The organism is Rhizobium sp. GN54 (genome assembly GCF_021026345.1).
Classification (GTDB): domain Bacteria; phylum Pseudomonadota; class Alphaproteobacteria; order Rhizobiales; family Rhizobiaceae; genus Mycoplana.
The window spans coordinates 408,371-425,188 of the sequence record NZ_JAJNCZ010000003.1; the positions used below are offsets into that span (position 1 = coordinate 408,371).

General features: G+C 66.9%; 13 protein-coding genes. 3 read left to right on the forward strand and 10 right to left on the reverse strand.

All coding sequences use genetic code 11. The annotated features are described in order from the left end of the window. Positions 1–24: 24 nt before the first annotated feature. Positions 25–837: a lytic murein transglycosylase gene (locus tag LQK81_RS11090; protein ID WP_230806538.1), complete on the reverse strand. Its 813-nt coding sequence runs from the start codon at positions 835–837 to the stop codon at positions 25–27. 196 nt (positions 838–1,033) lie between these two features. After that, positions 1,034–2,068 carry an aspartate-semialdehyde dehydrogenase gene (locus LQK81_RS11095; RefSeq protein WP_230806289.1) on the reverse strand — a complete coding sequence of 345 codons (1,035 nt, stop codon included), beginning with the start codon at positions 2,066–2,068 and terminating at the stop codon, positions 1,034–1,036. A 537-nt stretch (positions 2,069–2,605) separates the two neighbouring features. Here LQK81_RS11095 and LQK81_RS11100 point away from each other — a divergent pair. Beyond that, the gene (locus LQK81_RS11100) at positions 2,606–4,495 is read left to right on the forward strand and encodes an MFS transporter (RefSeq protein WP_230806291.1); all 1,890 of its coding nucleotides are present in this window, start codon (positions 2,606–2,608) and stop codon (positions 4,493–4,495) included. A 60-nt stretch (positions 4,496–4,555) separates the two neighbouring features. On the opposite strand, the gene LQK81_RS11105 is transcribed toward LQK81_RS11100, so the two are convergent. Beyond that, positions 4,556–5,332, reverse strand: coding sequence for a phosphatase PAP2 family protein (locus tag LQK81_RS11105; RefSeq protein WP_230806292.1), 777 nt, complete (start codon positions 5,330–5,332; stop codon positions 4,556–4,558). Positions 5,333–5,494: 162 nt separating this feature from the next. Then, positions 5,495–6,607, reverse strand: a complete 1,113-nt coding sequence (leuB, locus tag LQK81_RS11110) for a 3-isopropylmalate dehydrogenase (RefSeq protein ID WP_230806294.1) — start codon at positions 6,605–6,607, stop codon at positions 5,495–5,497. A gap of 420 nt (positions 6,608–7,027) precedes the next feature. On the opposite strand from leuB, the gene LQK81_RS11115 reads away from it, so the two are divergent. Further along, positions 7,028–7,426 (forward strand): (R)-mandelonitrile lyase, encoded by a 399-nt coding sequence (locus tag LQK81_RS11115; RefSeq protein WP_230806297.1) that lies wholly within the window; start codon positions 7,028–7,030, stop codon positions 7,424–7,426. A 33-nt stretch (positions 7,427–7,459) separates the two neighbouring features. Here the strand turns inward: LQK81_RS11115 and LQK81_RS11120 are convergent, their stop codons facing one another. The 6 genes from LQK81_RS11120 to LQK81_RS11145 are packed head-to-tail and all read right to left on the reverse strand — an operon-like array spanning position 7,460 to position 14,809. Further along, the gene (locus tag LQK81_RS11120) at positions 7,460–8,758 is read right to left on the reverse strand and encodes an amidohydrolase family protein (protein ID WP_230806299.1); all 1,299 of its coding nucleotides are present in this window, start codon (positions 8,756–8,758) and stop codon (positions 7,460–7,462) included. 43 nt (positions 8,759–8,801) lie between these two features. Continuing rightward, positions 8,802–9,743, reverse strand: coding sequence for an ABC transporter permease (locus LQK81_RS11125; RefSeq protein ID WP_230806300.1), 942 nt, complete (start codon positions 9,741–9,743; stop codon positions 8,802–8,804). Beyond that, the gene (locus LQK81_RS11130) at positions 9,740–10,789 is read right to left on the reverse strand and encodes an ABC transporter permease (protein ID WP_230806302.1); all 1,050 of its coding nucleotides are present in this window, start codon (positions 10,787–10,789) and stop codon (positions 9,740–9,742) included. Before LQK81_RS11130 ends, LQK81_RS11125 begins: the two co-directional genes overlap by 4 nt. Then, positions 10,789–12,372 (reverse strand): ABC transporter ATP-binding protein, encoded by a 1,584-nt coding sequence (locus tag LQK81_RS11135; protein ID WP_230806304.1) that lies wholly within the window; start codon positions 12,370–12,372, stop codon positions 10,789–10,791. The genes LQK81_RS11130 and LQK81_RS11135 overlap by 1 nt, the downstream gene beginning before the upstream one ends. Beyond that, positions 12,369–13,763: an amidase gene (locus LQK81_RS11140; protein WP_230806539.1), complete on the reverse strand. Its 1,395-nt coding sequence runs from the start codon at positions 13,761–13,763 to the stop codon at positions 12,369–12,371. Before LQK81_RS11140 ends, LQK81_RS11135 begins: the two co-directional genes overlap by 4 nt. Positions 13,764–13,822: 59 nt before the next feature. After that, positions 13,823–14,809, reverse strand: a complete 987-nt coding sequence (locus LQK81_RS11145) for a BMP family protein (protein ID WP_230806306.1) — start codon at positions 14,807–14,809, stop codon at positions 13,823–13,825. A 340-nt stretch (positions 14,810–15,149) separates the two neighbouring features. Here LQK81_RS11145 and LQK81_RS11150 point away from each other — a divergent pair, with 340 nt between their 5' ends. Further along, positions 15,150–16,793, forward strand: coding sequence for a phosphoethanolamine transferase (locus LQK81_RS11150; protein ID WP_230806308.1), 1,644 nt, complete (start codon positions 15,150–15,152; stop codon positions 16,791–16,793). Positions 16,794–16,818: the final 25 nt, after the last annotated feature.

A 16,818-nucleotide genomic window follows, 5' to 3' on the forward strand; every position in this document is an offset into this window, starting at 1 on the left:
ATCTTTGCCTTCCGTGGCCGGCGATCAGTCGCCGTCGATATCGGCGGCGATGATGGCGATCGCGCGCTGGTAGACGTTCGCGGCATTCCAGCCCTGGATCGCGGCGAAGTTCGCCTGGCCCGGCTGGTAGCCGGCGCCGGGGGTCCAGCCGTGACCGCGCAGGAAGTTCGCCGTCGAGGCAAGCGCGTCCGCCTTGGAACGGACCAGGTCGATCCGGCCATCGCCGTCGCCGTCGACGCCGTACTTCAGGACGTTGACCGGCAGGAACTGGGTCTGGCCGATCTCGCCATGGGCCGCGCCGCGCGCCTGGGTGCTGAGCGTGCCGTTCTGGACGAGGTTCAGCGCCGCATAGAGCTGGTTGGTGAAATAGTCCGACCGGCGGCAGTCATAGGCGAGCGTGGCGACGGCCGAAAGCGTGTGCTCCTTGCCGAGGAAGCCGCCAAAGCCTGTCTCCATGCCCCAGATGGCGATCAGCGGGCCGGCCGGCACGCCGTACTGGCTTTCGATCCGGGCGAACAGGGCGGCGTTCTGGCGCTTCAGCCCCTTGCCGCGCTTCATGATCGCCTGGCCGCCACGCTTCTGCATGAACTGGTCGAGCGACAGCTTGAAGCTCTTCTGGCCGCGATCGGCACGGATCGTCGCCCGGCTGTAGGAAACCTCGGCGAAAGCCCGGTCGAGCGTGCGCGGGCTGACGCCGTTGGCCGCCGCCTCTCCCTTGAACTGGTCGACCCAGGTCGCGAAGCCCGAGGCATTGTTGCCGCATTGCGCGGCCGCGGCCACGGCCGGTATCGCAGCCGTCAGCACCACCGCCGCCAGCCCCTGGAACATCCGCTTCATCAAGCCCATTGATCTAAACCCCGTGATCTCTCGAATTGCTTCGTGTGCAAACACGCCATGCCTGTCAGACAGTTCCTGGCCGTTCGATGCAGTCCCGGGGCGCTTTGGCGCCGCAGTGCGTCGTTTCAGGCAAAAGTCCCGCACCGTCTGACGTTGGATGCGGGACCTTCAATTTCCCAGGCCGCGGAAAGTTCCCTCAGGCGGCCTGCTTCTTGGACTTGATCAGCCCGCGATTGACGAGAAGCTCGGCGATCTGGATCGTATTCAGCGCCGCTCCCTTGCGCAGGTTGTCGGAAACGACCCAGATGTTCAGGCCGTTCTCGACGGTCGCATCCTCGCGGATGCGCGAGATGTAGGTCGCGTCCTCGCCGGCCGATTCGTAAGGGGTGATGTAGCCGCCGTTTTCCTGCTTGTCGATCACCTGGCAGCCCGGCGCCTCGCGCAGGATGTCGCGCGCCTCGTCGGCGGTGATCTCGTTTTCGAACTCGATGTTGACCGATTCGGAGTGGCCGATGAAGACCGGGACGCGCACGGCCGTGCAGGTCACCTTGATCTTCGGGTCGAGCATCTTCTTGGTCTCGGCCAGAACCTTCCACTCTTCCTTCGTGTAGCCGTCTTCCATGAACACGTCGATGTGCGGAATGACGTTGAAGGCGATGCGCTTGGTGAACTTCTTGCTCTCGATCGGATCGGCGACGAAGACGGCGCGGGTCTGGTTGAACAATTCGTCCATGCCGTCCTTGCCGGCGCCGGAAACCGACTGGTAGGTCGAAATGACGACGCGCTTGATGGTGGCGCGGTCGTGCAGCGGCTTCAGCGCCACGACGAGCTGCGCCGTCGAGCAATTCGGGTTGGCGATGATGTTCTTCTTGGTGAAGCCCTCGATCGCGTCCGGGTTGACCTCCGGAACGATCAGCGGCACTTCGGCGTCGTAGCGCCAGGCAGACGAGTTGTCGATGACGACGCAGCCCTGCGCGCCGATCTTCGGCGAATACTTCAGCGAAACGGCGCCGCCGGCGGACATCAGGCAGATGTCGGTGTCGGAGAAATCATAGGTTTCGAGATTGTGGACCTTCAGCGTCTTGTCGCCGAAGGAAACTTCCGTGCCGACCGAACGGCTCGAGGCCAGCGCCACGACCTCGTCGGCCGGGAAGCCGCGCTCGGACAGGATGTTCAGCATTTCGCGCCCGACATTGCCGGTAGCGCCGGCGACTGCAATCTTGAAGCCCATGGGTCTTGCTCTCTTTCTCTGCCTCTCCTCGGTTCGTTGAGGGGAAGCCCGGCAGCCGGAGCACGCGGGCCTCTTGTCCCCGGCCGTGCCGGGGAGAGAGCGGCGGCCAAGGACGTCAGACGGTTTTCGTCGTCGTTTTGGCCATGAATTTGGAAGAAGCGGGCACGCGCCGTGCCGCTCCGGCAATCTCTGCCGGCCGACTGCTGTCTGCGATTTCAAGCTCGCGGCGAAGCATGGCGCTGTCCTTTTCCGGAGGCTGCTAATAAGCGTTTTTGCCCACGAGTCAAGGGATGCTCGGCGGCGCGGCGATCAAGTTCGCCTCACGATTGCGTCGCCCTGCCGCGCCCGCCGCGGCTGCCTGCCGCCGCAGAACCGACGCGCCGCGTTAGACTAAAGTCATAATCCGAAAGCCGCGCAGCGCGGATTCCCCTTTTCTGCCATCCTCTTGCCAGGAGCACCGCGCGCGCCTGACCGAGGAGGGTCGGCGTGCAAAAGGGGAATGGCGCTCTACCGCTGTTTGAACTGGAGGATTTCACAATGGCAAATGCCGCGACGGTGGACGACACCAAGACGCGTCCGATGACTGCCGAGGAGAAGAAGGTCATCTTCGCCTCGTCGCTGGGTACCGTATTCGAATGGTACGATTTCTATCTCTACGGCTCGCTCGCCGTCTTCATCGGCGCCGCCTTCTTCAGCGAGTATCCGGAAACGACGCGCAACATCTTCGCCCTTCTCGCCTTTGCTGCGGGCTTCCTGGTCCGCCCCTTCGGCGCGCTGGTCTTCGGACGGCTCGGCGACCTCGTCGGCCGCAAGTACACCTTCCTCATCACCATCCTGATCATGGGTCTGTCGACCTTCCTCGTCGGCATCCTGCCGGGTGCCGCCTCGATCGGTATCGCCGCTCCGATCCTGCTGCTCGTCCTGCGCATGCTGCAGGGCCTGGCGCTCGGCGGTGAATACGGCGGTGCTGCGACCTACGTCGCCGAACACGCGCCCAACGGCCGGCGCGGCTACTACACGTCGTGGATCCAGACCACGGCGACGCTCGGTCTGTTCCTGTCGCTCGTCGTCATCCTCGCGGTGCAGTTCATGCTCGGCAAGGAAGCCTTCGCCGCCTGGGGCTGGCGCATCCCGTTCCTCGTCTCGGTCGTCCTGCTCGGCATCTCCGTCTGGATCCGCCTGAAGATGAACGAATCGCCCGCCTTCAAGAAGATGAAGGAAGAGGGCAAGGGCTCCAAGGCTCCGCTGACCGAAGCCTTCGGCCAGTGGAAGAACGCCAAGATCGCGCTGCTCGCCCTGTTCGGCGCCGTCGTCGGCCAGGCCGTCGTCTGGTATTCCGGCCAGTTCTACGCCCTGTTCTTCCTGACCGGCGTCCTGAAGGTCGACGGCCAGTCGGCCAACATCATGGTGGCCATTTCGCTTCTGATCGGCACCGGCTTCTTCGTCCTGTTCGGCTGGCTGTCGGACAAGGTCGGCCGCAAGCCGATCATCATGGCCGGCCTGCTGCTCGCCATCCTGACCTACTTCCCGCTGTTCAAGGCCCTGACCTGGGCCGGCAACCCGGCACTGGCCCAGGCCCAGGCGACCGTCCGCGCGACCGTCACCGCCGCACCGGGCGATTGCAAGTTCCAGTTCAACCCGACGGGCACGGCGAAGTTCACCACCTCGTGCGACATCGCAACCGCGTTCCTGACCAAGAACTCGGTGCCCTATGACGTCGTGACCACGGCCGCCGCCGGCACCCCGGCAACGGTTCAGGTCGGCGACACGACGATCAACAGCTTCGACGCCGTCGCCGCCGGCGACCAGGCAAAGGCGATGACGTCGGCCTTCGAGAAGCAGGTCAACATCGCCCTGCACGACGCCGGCTACCCGCTGGTGCGCGCTGCAGCCAAGGTTCCGGACGCCAGGCTCGACGCCTTCGTCGCCGCCAATCCGGAACTCGCCCTCGACGCGGCCGCCATCCGTGCCGGCGACAGTGCGAGCATGACCGGCGCCGACCTCGTCAACGCCAAGCTGCTCACGGCCGAGGAAGCCACCGGTGTCGATAGCATGCCGGTCTTCACCATCGCCAACGGCGGCGCCTTCTCGATGGTCGCCGATCCGGCTGCCGTCAACTGGACCATGATCATCGCCGTGCTGACCGTCCTCGTCATCTATGTGACGATGGTCTACGGCCCGATCGCAGCGCTGCTCGTCGAACTGTTCCCGACCCGCATCCGCTACACCGGCATGTCGCTGCCCTACCACATCGGCAACGGCTGGTTCGGCGGCCTGCTGCCGGCAACCGCCTTCGCCATGAGCGCAGCCAGGGGCGACATCTACTACGGCCTCTGGTACCCGATCGTCTTCGCGGCGATCACGCTGGTGATCGGCCTTCTGTTCCTGCCGGAAACGAAGGACCGTGACATCCACGCGATGAACTGACGGCAAGACCCCTGAACGTTGCGATGGGCCCGGCGCAAACCGCCGGGCCCTTTGTCTTTCTCAGATCAGCCGGCTAAGCCGCGGCGTCGGCCAGCCCTGGCCGTCGATCGTGAAGACGAGGCCGAAACGGGCAAAGACGATCGAGGTCGCAAACGCGAACCAGCAGCCGAGCGCAAGCCCCGCCGCCACGTCGCTCGGATAGTGGACGCCGATGATCACCCGTGTCGCCGCAAGCCACAGTCCGAGCCCGATGAAGAACAGCCGTAAGCGGGGAAAGAGCAGCACCAGCGCCATGAACAGCGCGCCGATATGGGCCGAATGTCCGGAAGGGAAGCTCTCGTGCATCCAGCCGCCGAAGGGCTGGAAGGAGAAGATCCCCTCCTCGTTGTAGAGCGGCGGGCGGGCACGGCCGATCGAGAATTTCAGCGCATGCACGACGATGCTGGCGGAGACGACCGACAGCGCCGTATAGGCCGCCATCTGCGTCAGGTAGGTCAGCCGGAACCTGCGCCGGACCCTGAACAACTGTCCCCCGACGAGAGAGACGACCGCGACCAGCATTGCGATCGCGCCGAGAATGAAGGCCAGCTTGCCGATGTCGGTGAGGTCCCCGGCGATCGCCACCAGCGGCGGCGACAAGGCCTCCGCGGCCTGCCCGAGCGGCCGGTCGAAGACGAAGAACGCGATCGCCACCACGTTGAGCGCGGAAAGCGCAAAGCCCTTCCAGGGAACCCGCCGGTGCAGCTTGCGGCGCACGGCGTAGCGCCGCTTGAACGCGGTCCGGAAAGACTGTTTCTGCCGTGTCCTGTCGATCATCGCGCCCCGGCTGCCTGTCATGCCCCGTATATCCTGCTTCGCAGGCGACATAGGCCCTGGCACCGGTTCCTTCAATGAAAGCGCTGCAAATTTGTCCGTCCCGGCCGCGGTCGCTGCGACGGCAAACGGCACCGCCACGTTGCCGTGACGGTGCCGCCGATCGTCGGAAACAGTGCTTTCGGATCAGGCCGAGAGCGTCTTGAACTCGGCCAGGATCGCCTCGCCCATCTCGCTCGTGCCCACCTTCGTGCAGCCCTCGGCCATGATGTCGCCAGTGCGGATGCCGCGGTCGAGCACGTTGGCGATCGCCTTTTCGAGGCTGTCGGCTTCGTCAACGAGATTGAAGGAGTAGCGCAGGCACATCGCGAAGGAGGCGATCATGGCGATCGGGTTGGCGACGCCGGTGCCCGCGATGTCGGGCGCCGAGCCGTGCACCGGCTCGTAGAGTGCCTTGCGCTTGCCGGTCTTCGCATCCGGCGCGCCGAGCGAGGCCGACGGCAGCATGCCGAGCGAACCGGTCAGCATGGCGGCGACGTCGGAGAGCATGTCGCCGAACAGGTTGTCGGTGACGATCACGTCGAACTGCTTGGGCGCGCGCACGAGCTGCATGCCGCCGGCATCGGCCAGCATGTGCTCGAGCTGCACGTCGGAGTATTTGGCCTTGTGCGTCTCGGTCACCACCTGGTTCCACAAGACGCCGGATTTCATGACGTTGCGCTTTTCCATCGAGCAGACGCGGTTGTTGCGGGTGCGCGCCAGTTCGAAGGCGACGCCGGCGATACGCTCGATCTCGTAGGTGTCGTAGACCTGCGTGTCGATACCGCGCTTCTGGCCGTTGCCGAGGTCGACGATCTCCTTCGGTTCGCCGAAATAGACGCCGCCGGTCAGCTCGCGCACGATCAGGATGTCGAGGCCCTCGACCAGTTCGGGCTTCAGAGAGGATGCGGCGGCGAGCGCCGGGTAGCAGATCGCCGGGCGCAGGTTTGCGAAGAGCTCCAGGTCCTTGCGCAGGCGCAGCAGGCCGGCCTCGGGACGGACTTCATAGGGAACGGCGTCCCACTTCGGTCCGCCGACCGCGCCGAACAGCACCGCATCGGCGTTCAGCGCCTTCTGCATGTCCCCTTCCGAGATCGCCGCGCCATGGGCGTCGTAGGCCGAGCCGCCGACGAGGCCCTCGTCGACGACGAAACCGGCGCCCTTCTCGGCGTTCATGTAGGCGATGATCTTGCGGACTTCCGCCATGGCTTCCGGGCCGATGCCGTCGCCGGGCAGGAGGAAAAGGTTGCGCACTGTCATGGGATTGTCCTTGTCGAATGCTCGGTGGAGTTCACGTCGCGCGGTTTTTAGCGCAACTTCCGTTCAAGGAAAATCGTCGAAACGAAAGAATTTTGCGCCGGAGCCAGCGGCTGTCACCCCGGAGACAGAAGCGGGCCCTCCCTCCGTGCGATCAAGCGGCCGGCGCCGCCGAACCGGGCCCGGCGCACCAGACGGAGGAGCTGAAAATGTATCATCATGTGCAGGCCGTCCTCGCCGCGATCCGCTCGGCGATCGATGCGCTTCTCTTCCGGCACCGCCCGCCGCCGGGCTTCCGCTGACAGAGTGCGGGTGCGCCCGAGGGTCCAGCCGGGACCGAATGGCGCATCGCGTCTTCCCGTCCGCTCCGTTCCGTTGCAGGATGCCTCCTCGCCAGCCGTCAACGAGGACAGGAGACGCACCATGAAGATCGAGCCCTGCGGCAGCCGCCCGTCCGCCACGCCGCCCTCCGACTATTTCACCGGTCGCGTCCGCCAGGATCCGATCATCGAGGCACCGGAGCCCGCGCGCCTGCGCGCCGTGACCGTTACCTTCGAGCCCGGCGCGCGCACGGCCTGGCATACCCATCCGCTCGGACAGACGCTGGTCATCACCGCGGGCAAGGGGCTCGCGCAGAGCTGGGGCGGCCCGATCCGCGAATTCAGGGCCGGGGACACCGTCTGGTTCGAGCCGGGCGAGAAGCACTGGCACGGCGCCGCCCCGGATACGGCCATGACCCACATAGCGCTGCAGGAAGCCCTCGATGGCAAGGCCGTCGACTGGCTGGAACACGTCTCCGACGAGCAATATGCCGGCGCCTGACGGCCGACCGCGACAAGGCGGGGACGGAACGCCCTAAGCCTTGCCCGGCCGCAAGGGAGCGTATTCCGCAGCATCCACCGCGGCCGGCCGCCCCTCGAGACGCAGTTCGCTGACACGGGGTGCCGCACGGGCGACGACCTTGCCGCGCCGCATCACCAAAAGCCGGTTGGCCTTCAGCCGCAGCGCCTCGATCGGGTCGCGCGCCTGCAGGATCACCAGGTCCGCGTTGCAGCCCTTTTCCAGCCCGTAATCCTTGAGCCCCATGGTCTTTGCCGAATTGACGGTCAGCGCATCGAAGATCTTCTTCTTGTCCTCGATGCCCGCCATCTGGACCACATGGATCGCCATATGGCCGACCTCCAGCATGTCGCCCGAGCCCATCGAGTACCAGGGATCCATCACGCAGTCGTGGCCGAAGGAGACGTTCAGGCCCGCCTCCATCAGTTCACGCACCCGCGTCATGCCGCGCCGCTTCGGATAGCTGTCGTGCCGTCCCTGGAGCATGATGTTGATCAGCGGGTTGGGGATGACGTTGATCTCCGCCTCCGCCATCAGCGGAATGAGCTTGGAGACGTAGTAGTTGTCCATCGAGTGCATCGAGGTCAGGTGCGAACCGGCGACGCGTCCCTTCAGCCCGAAGCGCACCGTCTCGGCCGCCAGCGTCTCGATGTGGCGCGACATCGGGTCGTCCGTCTCGTCGCAGTGCATGTCGACCGGCAGGCCGCGGTCGGCCGCGATCCGACACAGCGCGGCGACGGAAGCAGCCCCCTCGGCCATGGTCCGCTCGAAATGCGGAATGCCGCCGACGATGTCGAGGCCCATGTCGAGCGCCCGGTTCAGCGCCTCCACGCCGCCCTCGGCCCGGTAGTAGCCGTCCTGCGGGAAGGCAACGAGCTGCAGGTCGATATAGGGCGCCACCTTCTCGCGCACCTCGATCAGCGCCTCGGCGGTGACCAGCTTCGGATCGCTGGTGTCGACATGGCTGCGGATTGCGAGCAGGCCCTGGCTGACGGCGAGATCGCAGTAGCGCAGCGCCCGCTCCACCAATGCCTCCCGCGTCAGCGTCGGCCGCAGTTCGCCCCAGAGCGCGATGCCCTCAAGCAGCGTGCCGGAGACGTTCATGCGCGGCAGCCCGAGCGACAGCGTCGCGTCCATATGGAAGTGCGGATCGACGAAGGGCGGGCTCACCAGCCGCCCCGTCGCATCGATCGTCTCGCCGGCTTCCGCCGCGATCCCCGGCCCCACCTCGGCGATCCTGCCGCCCCTGATCGCGATGTCGATGCCCTCGCGGCCATCGGGGAGATTGGCGTTCTTGATCACGACGTCGAACATGGGGCACCTGTGCAAATGGACGGAGAAAGATTGGCGTCAGGACCTAGCGCTCGCCGCGCCGGTAGGGCTGCATCAGCGCCTGCGGCACGCGGGCGCGACGCGCCATCACGGCGAGTGCGGCGATCGAGAGGATATAGGGCATCATCAGGAAGATCTGGTAGGGCACGTTGTCGAGCACCGTCTGGAGACGCAGCTGGAAGGCGTCGAAGAAGGCAAACAGCAGCGCCCCGAACAGTGCCCGGCCCGGCCGCCAGGAGGCGAAGACGACGAGCGCGATGCAGATCCAGCCGCGCCCCTGCACCATCGTCGGGAAGAAGCTGTTGAAGGCCGACAGCGTCAGGAACGCCCCGCCCATCGCCATCAGCGCGCTGCCCGCCATGATCGCGCCGTAGCGCACCTTGATCGGGTCGACGCCTTGCGCTTCGGCCGCATGCGGATTTTCCCCGCTCATGCGCAGCGCCAGCCCGAGCGGCGTGCGATAGACGACATAGGCGAGCAGCAGGGCGATGACGATCGAGAGGTAGGTCGGCAGCGTCTGGGTGAACAGCGCCGGGCCGATGAAGGGCAGGTCGGAAAGGCCGGGGACCGAAATCGGCTGGAACGGCGTCACCGTCGGCGGCGTCGAGGCCAGCGGCACGGTCAGGCGGAAGATGTAGTAGCTGAGCGAGGAGGCGAACAGCGTGATGCCGAGCCCGGTCACATGCTGCGACAGGCCCAGCGTAACGGTCATCGCCGCGTGCACCAGCCCGAACAGCGCCCCCGAGAGCGCCGCCACCAGCATGCCCGTCCACAGGTCCGCACCGTTGAAGACGGCGAGCCAGCCGATCATCGCCCCGAAGGTCATGATCCCCTCGATGCCGAGATTGAGCACGCCGGAACGCTCGGACAGCAGCGCGCCGAGGGTGCCGAAGACCAGCGGCGTGGCGATGCGCAGCACCGCGGCCCAAAGGCCCGCCGAGGCGACGATGTCGAGGAACGTGCTCATCGGCGGATCCTGTACTGGGTGAAGAAGATCGCCACCAGCATGGTGAGCAGCGACAACGCCACGGTGACGTCGGCGATATAGGTCGGGATCGACAGCGCCCGGCTCATGCCGTCGGCGCCGACGAACATCGTTGCGGTGAAGAGGGCGGCGGCGATCACGCCGAGCGGATTGAGGTTGGCAAGCATGGCGACAATGATGCCGGCATAGCCGAAGCCCGGCGAAAGGTCGGTGGTCACGTAGCCCTTAACGCCCATCACCTCGATCGCGCCCGCAAGGCCCGCAAGCCCGCCCGAGAGGCAGGCGACCTTGACGAGCGTGCGCGCCAGCGGCACGCCGGCGAAGACGGCCCCCTCCGGGTTGAGGCCGGCGGCGCGCGACTGCAGGCCGAAGACGGTACGCGATTGCAGCAGGTAGACGAGCAGCGCGGCGACGATCGCCACGGCAAGCCCGATATGCAGACGCGAGCGCTCGATCAGCTTCGGCAGGAGCGCTTGGTCGGCGACCGGCATCGACTGCGGCCAGCCGAAGGCGAGCGGATCCTTCAGCGGCCCGTCGATCATCATCGAGACGAACAGCACGGCGACGAAGTTCAGGAGCAGGCTCGTCACCACTTCGTCGACCGAGAAGCGCAGCCTGAGCCACAGTGGCACCAGCATCAGCGCCATGCCGGCAATCGCGCCGGCTGCGAACAGAAGCGGGATCAGCATCGGCCCCGGCAGGCCGGAGAGCACGCTCGAGCCGAGTGCGGCCACCATGATCGCGCCGAGATAGAACTGCCCCTCGGCGCCGATGTTCCAGAGCCGCGCGCGGAAGGCGATCGCCGCGGCAAGTCCCGTCAGCATCAGCGGCGTCGCCCGCGTCAGCGTCTCGGTCGCGGCCAGCCGGGTACCGAAGGCGCCGGTCAGGATGCGGCCATAGGCCTCCAGCACCGGCGCGCCGGCAGCCGCGATCAGGAGACCGGCAAGGGCGAGCGCGGCCACCACTGCCAGGATAGGAGACAGGACGACCAGCAGCAGCGGGCGGTGTTCGCGGCGTTCAAGACGCATCAGGCTGTCCCTTCGCCGGGGTTGCGGTCACTGGAGGTCCCGTCACGGAGCATGCCGTCACCGGGGCTCCAGTCCCCTGACATCATCAGGCCGAGCCTGCGCGGATCGGCCTCTTCGGCGGCGACCGGTGCGGAAAGGCGGCCCTTGACGATCGCCTGGATGCGGTCGGCAAGGCCGATCACCTCGTCGAGGTCCTCCGAAATCAGGAGCACCGCGGTGCCCTGCCGGCGCGCCTCCAGGATGCGGGCGTGGACGGCCGCCACCGCCCCCTCGTCGAGCCCGCGCGTCGGCTGGGCGGCGATCAGGATCTTCGGCCGCCGGTAGAGGTTCCGCCCGAGGATCAGCTTCTGCATGTTGCCCCCGGACAGAAGCCGGGTGCGGCTCGTGGGCGTTCCGCCGCGCACGTCGAACTCCTCGATGATCGTCGCCGCAAAGGCCTGGCCGGCCGAGCGGTTGACGATGCCGCGGCGCGAAAACAGCGGCTGGCGGATGCGCTCCAGCACGGCATTCTCCCAGATCGCCATCTCGCCGATCGCACCCTGCCTGTGCCGGTCCTCCGGGATACGGCCGATGCCGGCCTCCACGAGGCCGTGCACGTCGAGGGCCGCGACGGCTTCGCCGAATAATTGCATCTCGCCGCCGGTCGGGGCGACAAGGCCGCCCATCAGTTGCGACAGCACCGCCTGGCCGTTGCCGGAGACACCGATGATGCCGAGCGTCTCGCCTTCGCGCAGGAAGAAATCGATCTCCTTCAGCCGCTCCACGCCGCCGACAGAAACCGTCAGACGCGATGCCTGGAAGACGGTCGCGCCCGCCCTGGCCGGCTCGCGCGTCGGCCTCGTCACGCGGTGGCCCACCATCAGTTCGGCGAGTTCCGCCTTGTTCGTCTCGCCGGCCTTGCGCTCGGCCGCCACCCTGCCGCCGCGCAGCACCACGATGCGGTCGGCGGCCGCCATCACCTCGTCCAGCTTGTGGGAGATGAAGATCAGCGACAGGCCCTGCCTTGCCATTTCCCGCAGCGTCGTGAACAGCCGCCCGGCCTCGATATTGGTCAGGACGGCCGTCGGCTCGTCGAGGATCAGGATGCGGGCGTCATTGTAGAGCGCCTTGAGGATCTCCACGCGCTGCTGCTCGCCGACCGACAGGTCGCCAAGCCGCGCATCCGGATCGACGCCGAGGCCGAAGCGCTCGGCAATGGACAGCAGCTTGCGCCGCGCCGCACCAGTGCGCGAGCGCAGCGACCAGAGCGGCTCCGTCCCGGTCATGACGTTTTCGAGCACAGTCAGGTTCGGCGCCAGCGAGAAGTGCTGGTGCACCATGCCGACGCCTGCCTTGATGGCCGCGCGCGGGCGTCCATGCGGCAGTTCCACACCGTCGACGCGCACGCTGCCCTCGTCGGGCGTATAATGGCCGAAGAGAATGCTCATCAGCGTCGTCTTGCCGGCGCCGTTCTCGCCGAGCAGCGCCAGAAGCTCGCCCCGGCCGAGCGCGATCGAGATGTCGTCATTGGCGACGATCGGGCCGAAACTTTTGCTGATATGCGCAAGTTCGAGGACGGGCGCGGCGGTCGGATCGGCGATCATGCGGCAAGCCCCGCAACGGGAAAGCGGTGCTGCCAGCGTCCCTCGGCTTCGAGAGCGGCCGCCAGCGACAGCAGAAGCCGCTCCCCGCCCATCGTCGCCATCAGCTGCACCGGAAGCGGCAGGCCGTCCGCATCCGCGCCGTAGGGCAGCGTCAAGGCGGGAAAGCCGGAAATATTGGCGAGCCCGGCGAGCGGCGCAAAAGCCGTCATCCGCCGCAGGTGCAGGTCGGTGTCGTCATGGTCGGACGGGAAGGATCCGACCGCAGGGGGAATTGTGGCAAGCATCGGCATCAGAACGCAATCCAGGCTGTCGAACAGCGCCCAGGTCTTGTGGCTCACATGCACCGCCGCGTCGAGCGATGTCCAGAGGGCACCGGCCGATATCCTCCGTCCCCTGTCCACAAAGGCGCGCGTCAGCGGCTCGGCAAGGCCGGGGTCGAGCGACAACGCATCGACGAGGTTGGCGAGATTGATCGAGACGATGTCGGCAAAGACGGTCGAGGACACCGCCACCAGGCCGGCGAAAGCCGCCCAGTCGAGGTCCACGATCCGGTGTCCCTGCCCCTCCAGCGTCTTCGCGGCCGCCTCCACGGCGCCGCTGCGCGCAGGCTCCGTCGGAAACTCGGCGCCGGTCTGCGTCAGCACGCCGATGCGCAGGCCCTGCCCTCCGGTCGGGGATGGCGCCGGATCGGCGAAAGGCCCCCTCGCCCTACCTTGCACGGCCTCGAAGATCCGGCGGGTGTCGCGGACCGACCGGCAGACGGCAAGCTCGCCGACGATGCCGCCCAGATGGTTGCCGAAGCGGGGACCGCCGGGGATGGCGCCGCGGGTCGGCTTCAGCCCGACGAGCCCGCAGCAGGCCGCCGGTACCCGGATCGAACCGCCGGCGTCGGTGGCATGCGCGATCGCCACGATGCCGGCCGCCACGGCAGCCGCCGCGCCGCCCGAGGAGCCGCCCGCGGTGCGGGCCGAATCGAGCGGATTGCGGCAGAGCGGACCGGCAGCCGGTTCGCTTGCGAGCGACAGCCCGAATTCGGGCGCGGTGGTGAGGCCGAACAGGGCGAGGCCGGCCTCGCGGAAGCGGTGGGCGAGATCGGAATCCGGCTTGGGATCAAGCCTGCCGTCGAGCATGCGGGAGCCGGCGCGCACGGCAAATCCGGCAAATGGCCCGCCGAGATCCTTGGCGAGCGTCGGTACGCCGGCAAAGGGACGCGCGGCGAACCGCGCAGGTTCGGTTCGCCGCTCCCCGTCGAGCCTTGCGGCCGCCGCACGACCGCGGTCTTCGTCGATGTGACAGATCGCACCGAGGTGGGCGTGGCGCGAAGCAGCGGCGATGGCCGCCTCCATGGCCTCCCCGGCCGAAAGCGCGCCGGTCGCGATCGCCCCGGCCATCGCCGTGGCATCCCCGATCGTTTCGCTTTCGACGCTGGTCGGCACGGTCCGGCGGCTGCTTACTTCGGCTCTTCCATCACGATCGGCACTTCGAAGGGGCCGGCCTTGATCTCGGCGCGCCGGGCTTCCATCGCCGCTTCCGCCTCGGCCGGCGCCACGCCCTTGACGTAGACGATGTCGCTGCCGCCTTCCTTCATCAGGCCGAAGGCGGTGTAGCTCTTGCCCACCGGCTTGCCGGCATTGACGTCGGCGACGGCCGCGTCGAGGATCGGGCGGAAATACCACATCGCATTGGCAAAGACGGTGTCGGGATAGCGCGGCGTGTAGTCGATCAGCGAGCCGACCGACTTGATGCCGCGCTCCTTGGCGGCGTCGGCCGTGCCGATGCGCTCTCCGAACAGGATGTCGGCGCCGCCGTCGATCTGCGCCAGGCCCGCCTCGCGCGCCTTCGGCGGGTCGAAGAAGGTGCCGATGAAGGAGACGAGGTGCTTGGCGTCGGGGTTGACCTCCTTCACGCCGGCGGCGAACGCGTTGATGAGCATGTTGACCTCGGGGATCGGGATCGCGCCCACCGAGCCGACGACGTTGGACTTCGTCATCTTGCCTGCCAGCATGCCGGCAAGATAGGCGCCGTCATGGTTCCAGGTGCCGAACACGCCGAAATTGTCGCCTGCGGCATCGCCGCTCGAGCCCATCAGGAAGGCGGTGTCCGGATAGTCGGCCGCGACCTGGCGCGCCTCGCGCTCGACCGCATAGGATTCGCCGACGATCAGCCTGTTGCCCTGTTCGGCATATTCCCGCATCGCCCGCGGATAGTCGGTGCCGGAGACGCCTTCCGAGAAGGTGTATTCGATCACGCCGTCCTTCGCCGCGGCCTGCAGCGCCTCGTGCAGGCGCGAGTTCCAGGCGTTTTCGACCGGGGAAGCGTGGATGCCCGCGACCTTCAGCGGCGCTTGCGCGCGGGCCTGCGGCAGGAAGGCGCTGGCGCCGAGAACGAGACCGCCGGCAAGCACCGTCCGGCGTTTAATCTGAAGGCTTCCAGTCATGTTTTCGTTCCCCTTGTTTTGACCATTTGGTTTAAAAATCCATAGGATTCGCACAAAAACGAGTCAAGCGCGCCGGCCGCCCATAAATTCGTCAACGAGCGCTTTTCCCCGTAGCGGCGATCATCGTTCGGCAGCGGGCAAGCCTGCGCCCGTCGTGACGGATCGCATTCAGGTTGCTGTCAGCATCCTCCGCCAGTTTCCCGAAAATTCGGAACGGACGCCCCGGTGGGGCTTTCCTGTCCATGTCCCCGGCCGGGATACGCATCGCGCGCTTCGACGCGGGCGGCTCCCTGCGGCGGGTTCCCCGACCTGCAACGAAACGGAGCGAGAAGGCCGGCCCATGGCGACAATCACGGACAGCCCGGTGCCGAGCCGGCGCACCCTTCGCCCCTCGATCGGCGCCATCCCCTTGAGCTTCCTCGTCGTCCTGTTCCTCGTCGCCACGGCAAACCGGACCTTCTGGGCGAAGACGGCACTCTATTTCGGCGACGCGCCCCAGGCCGTGGCAATCTTCGCGCTCGGTCTCGTCGCGCTGCTTTCGGCCGTCTGCATCGCCCTTTCGATGCGGTTCGTCGCCAAGCCGCTGTTCATCGTCCTCATCCTCATCAGCGCCTGTGCCGCCTGGTTCATGGACCGCTTCGGCGTCGTTGTCGGCGTCGACATGATCCGCAACGCCGCCGAGACGACCCCTGCGGAAGCGGGAAACCTGGTCACGCCCGCCTTTGTCACGCACATCGCGCTCTTCGGCCTTCTGCCGGCGCTGCTGGTCGCCTGGGTCCGCATCAGCCACCGGCCCTTCCTTGCCAAGGCCAGGACCAATTCCCTCTTCGTCCTGCCGCTGCTGCTGGTCGCCCTCCTGGCGGCCTCGACGCAGATGCGCGTCCTGATCACCACGAGCCGCGCCCATCACGACTGGCTTACGAGCCTCAACCCGATCGGACCGATCGTCAGCGCCGTGCGCTATGCCGCAAGCACCGGGGGCGAGGCGAACATCGTCGTCGAGCCGCTCGGCCGGGATGCCCATGTGGCGGCATCGGCCGGCCACCGGCCGAAGGTGCTCGTCGTCGTGGCCGGCGAGACGGCGCGGGCGCAGAATTTCTCGCTCGGCGGCTACGGGCGCCCGACCAACCCCGAGCTTGCGGCCCGCGACATCACCTATTTCCCCGACACGACGAGTTGCGGCACGGCGACGGCCGTCTCGCTGCCCTGCATGTTCTCGATCCATACCCGCGCGACCTATTCCCATCGCAAGGGGCTTTCGACCGAGAACCTGCTCGACGTCCTGTCGCATGCCGGCGTTGCGGCGGAGTGGTGGGACAATAACACCGGCGCCAAAGGCATGGCCGATCGCATCGCCTACCGCTTCCTGCCCGACAGCGCCGATCCCCGCTTCTGTCACGACGGCGAATGCAACGACGGCATCCTGCTGGACCGGCTCGGCCCCTGGCTCGACGGCGTGACGAAGGACAGCGTGCTCGTCATCCACCAGCTCGGCAGCCATGGTCCCTCCTACTACGAGCGCTATCCGGAGGCCTATCGCCGCTTCACGCCCGACTGCCGGACCGCCGAATTCGCCGACTGCACGCGCGAGGAGATCGTCAATGCCTATGACAATTCCATCGCCTACACCGACCATGTACTGGCGACGGTCATCGACGCCCTCAAGAGCCACGAGGATCGCTTCGATGCCTCGATGGTCTACATGTCGGACCACGGCGAATCGCTAGGCGAGAACGGGCTCTATCTTCATGGCGCGCCCTATGTGATCGCGCCGAAGGAACAGACGCAGGTCCCCTTCGTCCTGTGGCTCGGCAACCGCGACCGCGCCTCGGTGAACCGCACCTGCCTCAAGCAGCGGGCCGACGAGCCTGCCTCGCATGACAACCTCTTCCACACCGTGCTGGGGCTGATGTCGGTGGAAACCAGCGTCTACGACCCGTCCCTGGACGTGCTGTCCGCGTGCCGGCACGCGATCTCGAGCTGATGCCGGCGGCCCGGAACGAAGACGG